General features: G+C 36.7%; 7 protein-coding genes. 4 read left to right on the top strand and 3 right to left on the bottom strand.

The features are described from left to right. The coding region (locus ACOI1C_RS22155; protein ID WP_422512809.1) for a hypothetical protein at positions 1–362 on the bottom strand (362 nt) is incomplete at its 3' end. 149 nt (positions 363–511) lie between these two features. Here ACOI1C_RS22155 and ACOI1C_RS22150 point away from each other — a divergent pair. The 3 genes from ACOI1C_RS22150 to ACOI1C_RS22140 are packed head-to-tail and all read left to right on the top strand — an operon-like array spanning position 512 to position 3,351. Then, complete coding sequence (locus ACOI1C_RS22150) at positions 512–1,882, top strand: UDP-glucose dehydrogenase family protein (RefSeq protein WP_422512808.1); 1,371 nt, start codon at positions 512–514, stop codon at positions 1,880–1,882. Further along, positions 1,863–2,888 (top strand): GDP-mannose 4,6-dehydratase, encoded by a 1,026-nt coding sequence (locus tag ACOI1C_RS22145; protein WP_422512807.1) that lies wholly within the window; start codon positions 1,863–1,865, stop codon positions 2,886–2,888. The genes ACOI1C_RS22150 and ACOI1C_RS22145 overlap by 20 nt, the downstream gene beginning before the upstream one ends. Positions 2,889–2,901: 13 nt before the next feature. Then, positions 2,902–3,351: a VanZ family protein gene (locus ACOI1C_RS22140; RefSeq protein WP_422512806.1), complete on the top strand. Its 450-nt coding sequence runs from the start codon at positions 2,902–2,904 to the stop codon at positions 3,349–3,351. Positions 3,352–4,433: 1,082 nt separating this feature from the next. Here ACOI1C_RS22140 and ACOI1C_RS22135 read toward each other — a convergent pair. Both ACOI1C_RS22135 and ACOI1C_RS22130 read right to left on the bottom strand, forming a co-directional pair. Then, entirely contained in the window at positions 4,434–4,784 is a 351-nt protein-coding gene (locus ACOI1C_RS22135; RefSeq protein ID WP_422512805.1) for a hypothetical protein, read from the bottom strand. Further along, positions 4,706–4,882, bottom strand: coding sequence for a competence protein ComK (locus ACOI1C_RS22130; protein WP_422512810.1), 177 nt, complete (start codon positions 4,880–4,882; stop codon positions 4,706–4,708). Before ACOI1C_RS22130 ends, ACOI1C_RS22135 begins: the two co-directional genes overlap by 79 nt. Before the next feature lie 363 nt (positions 4,883–5,245). Here ACOI1C_RS22130 and wecB point away from each other — a divergent pair, with 363 nt between their 5' ends. Further along, complete coding sequence (wecB, locus tag ACOI1C_RS22125) at positions 5,246–6,340, top strand: non-hydrolyzing UDP-N-acetylglucosamine 2-epimerase (RefSeq protein ID WP_422512804.1); 1,095 nt, start codon at positions 5,246–5,248, stop codon at positions 6,338–6,340. The last annotated feature ends 110 nt before the right edge of the window (positions 6,341–6,450 follow it).

Raw genomic sequence — 6,450 nt, 5'->3', positions numbered from 1 at the left:
GCAGCCTCTGGACCAGAAAAGGTTCTTTTCGTGCGGAAGCACGGGGACGGTTCTCTTGCTTCCTTCCTAAATTTACCATTTATTTTTAAACGCCAGTCACTACTTGTTTTTTCTTGTTTTACAGTATTGTTCCAAAGGCTGTTTTTCGTGCTCGTAAGCGGAAGCAAGGGGACGGTTCCGCTGCTTCCTTTAACCAAGTGAAGTGTAGTAGTAGCATGAAGTAATCTTAATGTTCCGAGTCCCAGAAAGCTTAATACTAGAAATATGTTTATAGAAAGATAGTTTTGGGTGCTGTCACCACCCGGAATTTGTCGAATTATAAAATTGAGGGTTTCTTTATATTTATTTCTAGTTAGCATCACGTTGTGGGTGAGCAGCTCTTAAATAATCTGGGAAGAACAACAATTTGCCAATAGAATCGTGATAGAATTTCATCAAAGGATACTAATAATACCCTCGTTTTGATGAAAATGTTAATGAAAAAAGGAATGTTTAAGGATGGTGTAAACTCATGTACAAAATAGCGGTAGCTGGAACAGGCTATGTGGGCTTAGTGGCAGGTGTTTGTTTTGCTGAAGTTGGCCATCACGTGACCTGTGTGGATATTGATGAAACTAAAGTTAACCTAATGAAATCTGGAGTATCTCCAATTTACGAGGCTGACTTGGAAGATTTAATGCAGAAGAATTATATTGCTGGAAGAATTGATTATACAACAGATTATCAATCAGTATACAAGGATGCAGATGTAATTTTTATTGGTGTAGGTACTCCCGAGCAACCGGATGGATCTGCCAATCTATCATACATTGCAACGGTTGCTAGGCAAATTGCTGAATCAGTAGAAAAGGACTGTCTAGTTGTTGTAAAATCTACAGTCCCGGTTGGAACGAATGATAAAGTTGAACAGTTTATTCAAGACTTTTTAGTCAATGATGTACGAGTAGAAGTTGCATCGAATCCGGAATTTTTGGCACAAGGATCGGCTGTTTGGGATACCTTACATGCTGAAAGGATCATTATTGGAACTGAAAGTAAATGGGCTGAAGAGTTACTTATGAAGATTTATGAACCGTTTCATTTACCTATTGTATCGGTAAACAGAAGATCTGCTGAAATGATTAAATATGCTTCTAATGATTTCCTTGCCCTTAAAATATCTTACATGAATGATATCGCGAATCTATGCGAACTCGTTGGGGCTGATATTCAAGATGTCGCTAGAGGAATGAGCTTTGATGAACGAATTGGAAGTAAGTTCTTAAATGCAGGTATCGGTTACGGTGGTTCATGTTTTCCAAAGGATACAAAAGCACTTGAGTACATTGCCAAAGAGAATGGTTATGAACTTCGAACCATTAAGGCAGCCATAGATGTAAACAATGAGCAAAAAACGATTCTTTATAAAAAAGCTAGTAAGAGACTCATTACTTTTAATGGACTAAAAGTTGCAGTACTAGGGTTGACATTTAAGCCTGGAACGGACGATTTAAGAGAAGCAGCATCTCTTGAGAATGTACCATTATTATTAGAACAAGGTGCAGATATTTATGCGTTTGATCCAGTAGGTGCGAAGAACTTTGCTAGAGTTCACCCAGAAGGAAAGAATGGTAAAGGCAGTATCACATATGTTTCCAATATAGAGCATGCTCTAGAAGGTGCAAACGTCTGCTTTATCTTTACTGAATGGGGAGAAGTGAAAGCTGTGACTCCTAAAACTTATCAGAAGTTGATGAGAACTCCTTTAGTATATGATGGTAGGAATATCTATCGTGTTGAAGAGATGAAAGAAGCAGGGATAGAATATCACTCCATTGGAAGGCAATCTGCAAGCAGAGAAGGTATAAAGGAGTTGAAGAATTTTGACTTACAAAACTCTTGATCCTAGTAAAACATACCTTATCACTGGAGCAGCTGGTTTTATTGGATATTTCCTATCTAGGAGATTGCTAGAGAAGGGCTGCACAGTCATTGGGATTGATAATATAAATGATTACTATGATGTAAACCTTAAAATTGATCGCTTAGAACTACTCAAGCCTTATGAAAAGTTTACCTTTATAAAAGGTGATATTTCTGACAAGATGACGATTACAAATCTATTTGAAGAATACCATCCTAATATTGTTGTAAATCTAGCTGCACAAGCTGGTGTACGTTATTCAATAGAGAATCCAGATGTATATATTCAAAGTAATATCATAGGTTACTACAATATCCTAGAAGCATGTAGACACTATCCAGTAGATCACCTAGTATATGCATCTTCTAGTTCAGTTTACGGATCGAATACAAAGGTACCCTTTGAAGAAACGGACTTTGTGGACAACCCCGTATCACTCTATGCATCTACCAAAAAGTCAAACGAACTGATGGCTCATACCTACAGTCATCTATACAACATCCCAGCAACAGGACTTCGCTTCTTTACGGTTTATGGCCCAATGGGACGACCTGATATGGCGTACTTTGGATTTACAGATAAATATTTTGCAGGTGAACCGATTAAAATCTATAACAACGGAGACTTCGAAAATGACCTATACCGAGATTTTACCTATATCGATGATATCGTTGAAGGAATTGAACGTCTTTTAAGTAATCCCCCTACTGGCGATGTTCAACATAAGATATACAACATTGGAAACAATAACCCTGAAAAGCTAATGGTATTCATTGAAACATTAGAGAAGTGTTTGAGCAATTCTCTGGGTAGAGAAGCACTCTTTGAAAAGGTATACGAACCTATAAAACCAGGTGATGTACCTGCTACGTATGCTTCTACAGAACTGTTGCAAAAAGCCGTTGGGTTTAAGCCAGAGACTTCAATAGAAGAAGGCTTGCAGAAGTTTGTGGATTGGTATGTGGAGTATTATGGAGTGGAGTAAGAGTACCTTATGAATGTATAAATTTATATCTTGGACAGCTGTTATTTTATTGATGGCATTAACCTTCTACCTATCACACCAACCAGCCACAACATCTAACCAGTTGAGTACAGGGATAACAGAAGCGATTGTCGAAATAGTAGAAAGAACGACCCCCAATGCTGAAATTGATGTAAGGGACTTAAATCGTTTCGTCAGAAAAAATGCTCACTTCTTTATCTATTTAATGATAGGTATGATTTTGCTAAACGCTTTAAGGAGAAGTAGATTAAAAGGATATTCAGTTTTAGTGACACTACTCTTTTCAATGATGTTTGCGATAATGGACGAATTACATCAACTATTTGTTCCTGGCAGAGGAGCACAGTTTGAAGATGTTCTTATTGATGTTGCTGGTGCGAGTGTTGGGATTGGAATATATTTTGTTTTTGGTAGGTTAATGAAGATCTTAAATATTCGCTAGGCCTTTTATTATGGCTTGGCGAGTTTTTTTGTTTTTTTTAAATATGCAGTGAGAATCCGCAATATTATACCATCAATAGAATTGTAAGCTAATCAACTATTTAGTCGTCCTTGTATTGCATTGTTAGTAAAGAACGAAAGTTCTTCAGAACTGTTTAGTATTAATCGTGAAAATGGAAAGCAAATTGCTGAACTTACTAAATGTGCGTTAACGCTAAAGAGTATCATTTATTGTTCCAAGATTATTGTGACGAGCAGACGGAATTAAGAGCTACACCCTACTGGTTAACCATAAAATAATCCCCACCTTGGTGGGGATTATTTTATGGCTAACTTATATAACTACGCTACTAAACATTTATTTTATGTCCTAACCAAAACCGGAAGAAAAATGATTCCAGTTTTGGTCAGGTTACTTCGCTCGATTTTAGAAACGGTAGTTACATAAACCACCAATGAATCCATATTGTCAAAAGTAATAAGAATACATTTGCAGGAAAGCAAATGTGCATCTTAAAATTAATATATCCTCTTGAAATATCTGCACTTAGCTTAAATAACATCTTCATAACAATCACCCTCATTTAGAGAGCCTTTCACCTGAACCCGCAAAATTACCGTTTCTACTATATTCTATGTTACTTAAAATAAAAAAGTACAGATTTCAATATCAATTTAGATTTGAATGCCCGTTCGAGGAAGCACGGGGACGGTTCTCTTGCTTCCTTCCTAAATTTACCATTTATTTTTAAACGCCAGTCACTACTTGTTTTTTCTTGTTTTACAGTATTGTTCCAAAGGCTGTTTTTCGTGCTCGTAAGGGCACGCGTTCTAGTAATGAACGATCCTTTTACTACTTCCCAGCGCTTACTGGGGAAGCACGGGGACGGTTCCCATTGCTTCCTTTTTAGATATTTAGCCCGAAAGGGGGCATCGACCACTCATATTCTATTAATACTCCACAGCATTCGCCTCCTGCTCCCTAAACAAAAAGAAGCTACTTCTCCTTGGCCTCGAATACAACCCCAGAGACAAGGGAACTATGTACTATGTCCCACCATTGTATGTACTGCTTACTTTCAATTACCTATATTGCCATATCTTCTTTTTATTGTGGAAGCACGGGGACGGTTCTCTTGCTTCCTTCCTAAAATTACCATTTATTTTTAAACGCCAGTCACTACTTGTTTTTTCTTGTTTGGGGAAGCACGGGGACGATTCTCTTGCTTCCTTCCTGGATTTACCATTTATTTTTAAACGCCAGTCACTACTTGTTTTTTCTTGTTTTACAACATTGTTCCAAAGGCTGTTTTTCGTGCTCGTAAGGGCACGCGTTCTAGTAATGAACGATCGTTTTACTTCCCAGCGCTTACTGCATGCTCTCTCCACATAAGAAAACGGGTTCTCTTCGGTCTGGAAAACAAAACAATGCAAGACTCAGTCCTGGACATTTGCTTATCCATAACGGCCTTTGAAATACGAATCTCTAGTTGCTGCTGGTTGTTGAATGTGATCAGGGTAGAGAAGCACAGGGACAGTTCTCTTTTTAACTTTCTTCATTTACCATTTTTTATAACTCCAGTCACTAAGCAACGGGGACGGTTCTTGTGCTTCAATTTTAAGGGATTATAGGTGATACAAGAGAAAGACCTACTCTTTATTTTTTGAAAATTAGCTTTGGGTTAAAATATATGCCCATGCCTAAAGACTAGAATTGTAGATCAAAAGGTTAGAAACTTTGAGGTTATTCTAAATTAAGTCTAGTTTCTTATTATCATGGTTGAACATAAATATATTAAATAATATGGATTATTAAGAGAAAACATGTTATTGATAGTTAAATATCTATGATTTAGAAGGACCTAATAAAATATAAAATAAAGTTGGTTATAAAAATGAAGAAAAAAGTAATGATAGTATTCGGGACTAGGCCAGAAGCAATAAAAATGTGTCCCTTAGTTAAAGAACTTAAAACAAGAGAAAAATTAGATACTGTTGTGTGTGTTACTGGTCAACATAGAGAAATGTTAGATCAAGTATTAGATACATTTAAAGTAATCCCAGATTTCGATCTATCCATCATGAAAAATAACCAGACTTTATTTGATGTGACAATAAATATTCTAGAAAAAATGAAATCCGTGCTTGAAGAAGTTAAACCAGATGTTGTCCTTGTTCATGGCGATACGTCCACAACATTTGTAACATCTTTAGCATGCTTTTACTTACAAATTCCAGTTGGTCATGTGGAGGCTGGATTAAGGACTTATGATATTTACTCGCCATACCCTGAAGAATTTAATCGTCAAGCTGTAGGAATTGTGGCGAAGTATAATTTTGCCCCAACAGAGATGTCTAAAGAAAACCTATTAAGAGAGGGTAAAGATCAATCTACAATATATGTAACTGGTAATACTGCCATAGATGCACTTAAAACAACGGTAAGAGCGGATTATTCTCATGAACAGATTGATTGGGCTTCAGGTAGTAAACTTATTATGATAACTGCTCATAGAAGAGAAAATCTAGGTGACCCAATGAGAAATATGTTTAGAGCAATCAAAAGAATTGTAGACGAGTATCCAGATATAAAGGTAGTATATCCTATCCATATGAATCCAGTTGTGAGGGATGCAGCTAATGAAATACTAGGGAATTCAGACAGAATAAGAATTATCGAGCCATTAGAAGTTGTTGATTTTCATAATTTCCTCTCAAGGTCGTACTTAATACTCACTGACAGTGGTGGCATCCAGGAGGAAGCACCAAGCTTAGGTAAGCCAGTTCTAGTTATGCGAGATACAACTGAACGACCTGAAGGGATTACAGCAGGGACACTTAAATTAGTAGGTACAGTTGAGGAAAACATTTACAATTCATTTAAATCTCTTCTTGAAGATAAAGATGAGTATGAAAAGATGAGTCAAGCGAGTAATCCATATGGTGATGGATTTGCAAGTAAGAGGATTGCGGATGTGTTAGAGTTATAGTTTTAATGTTATTAAACAGGGGAAGCACGGGGACGGTTCTCTTGCTTCCTTCCTAAATTTACCATTTATTTTTAAACGCCAGTCATTACTTGTTTTTTCTTGTTTTACAG

The sequence above is a fragment of the Bacillus sp. DJP31 genome (genome assembly GCF_049310945.1).
GTDB lineage: Bacteria > Bacillota > Bacilli > Bacillales > SA4 > Bacillus_BS.
Note: the sequence above shows the minus strand (reverse complement) of the source record. Positions and strands in the feature narration are given on the sequence as shown.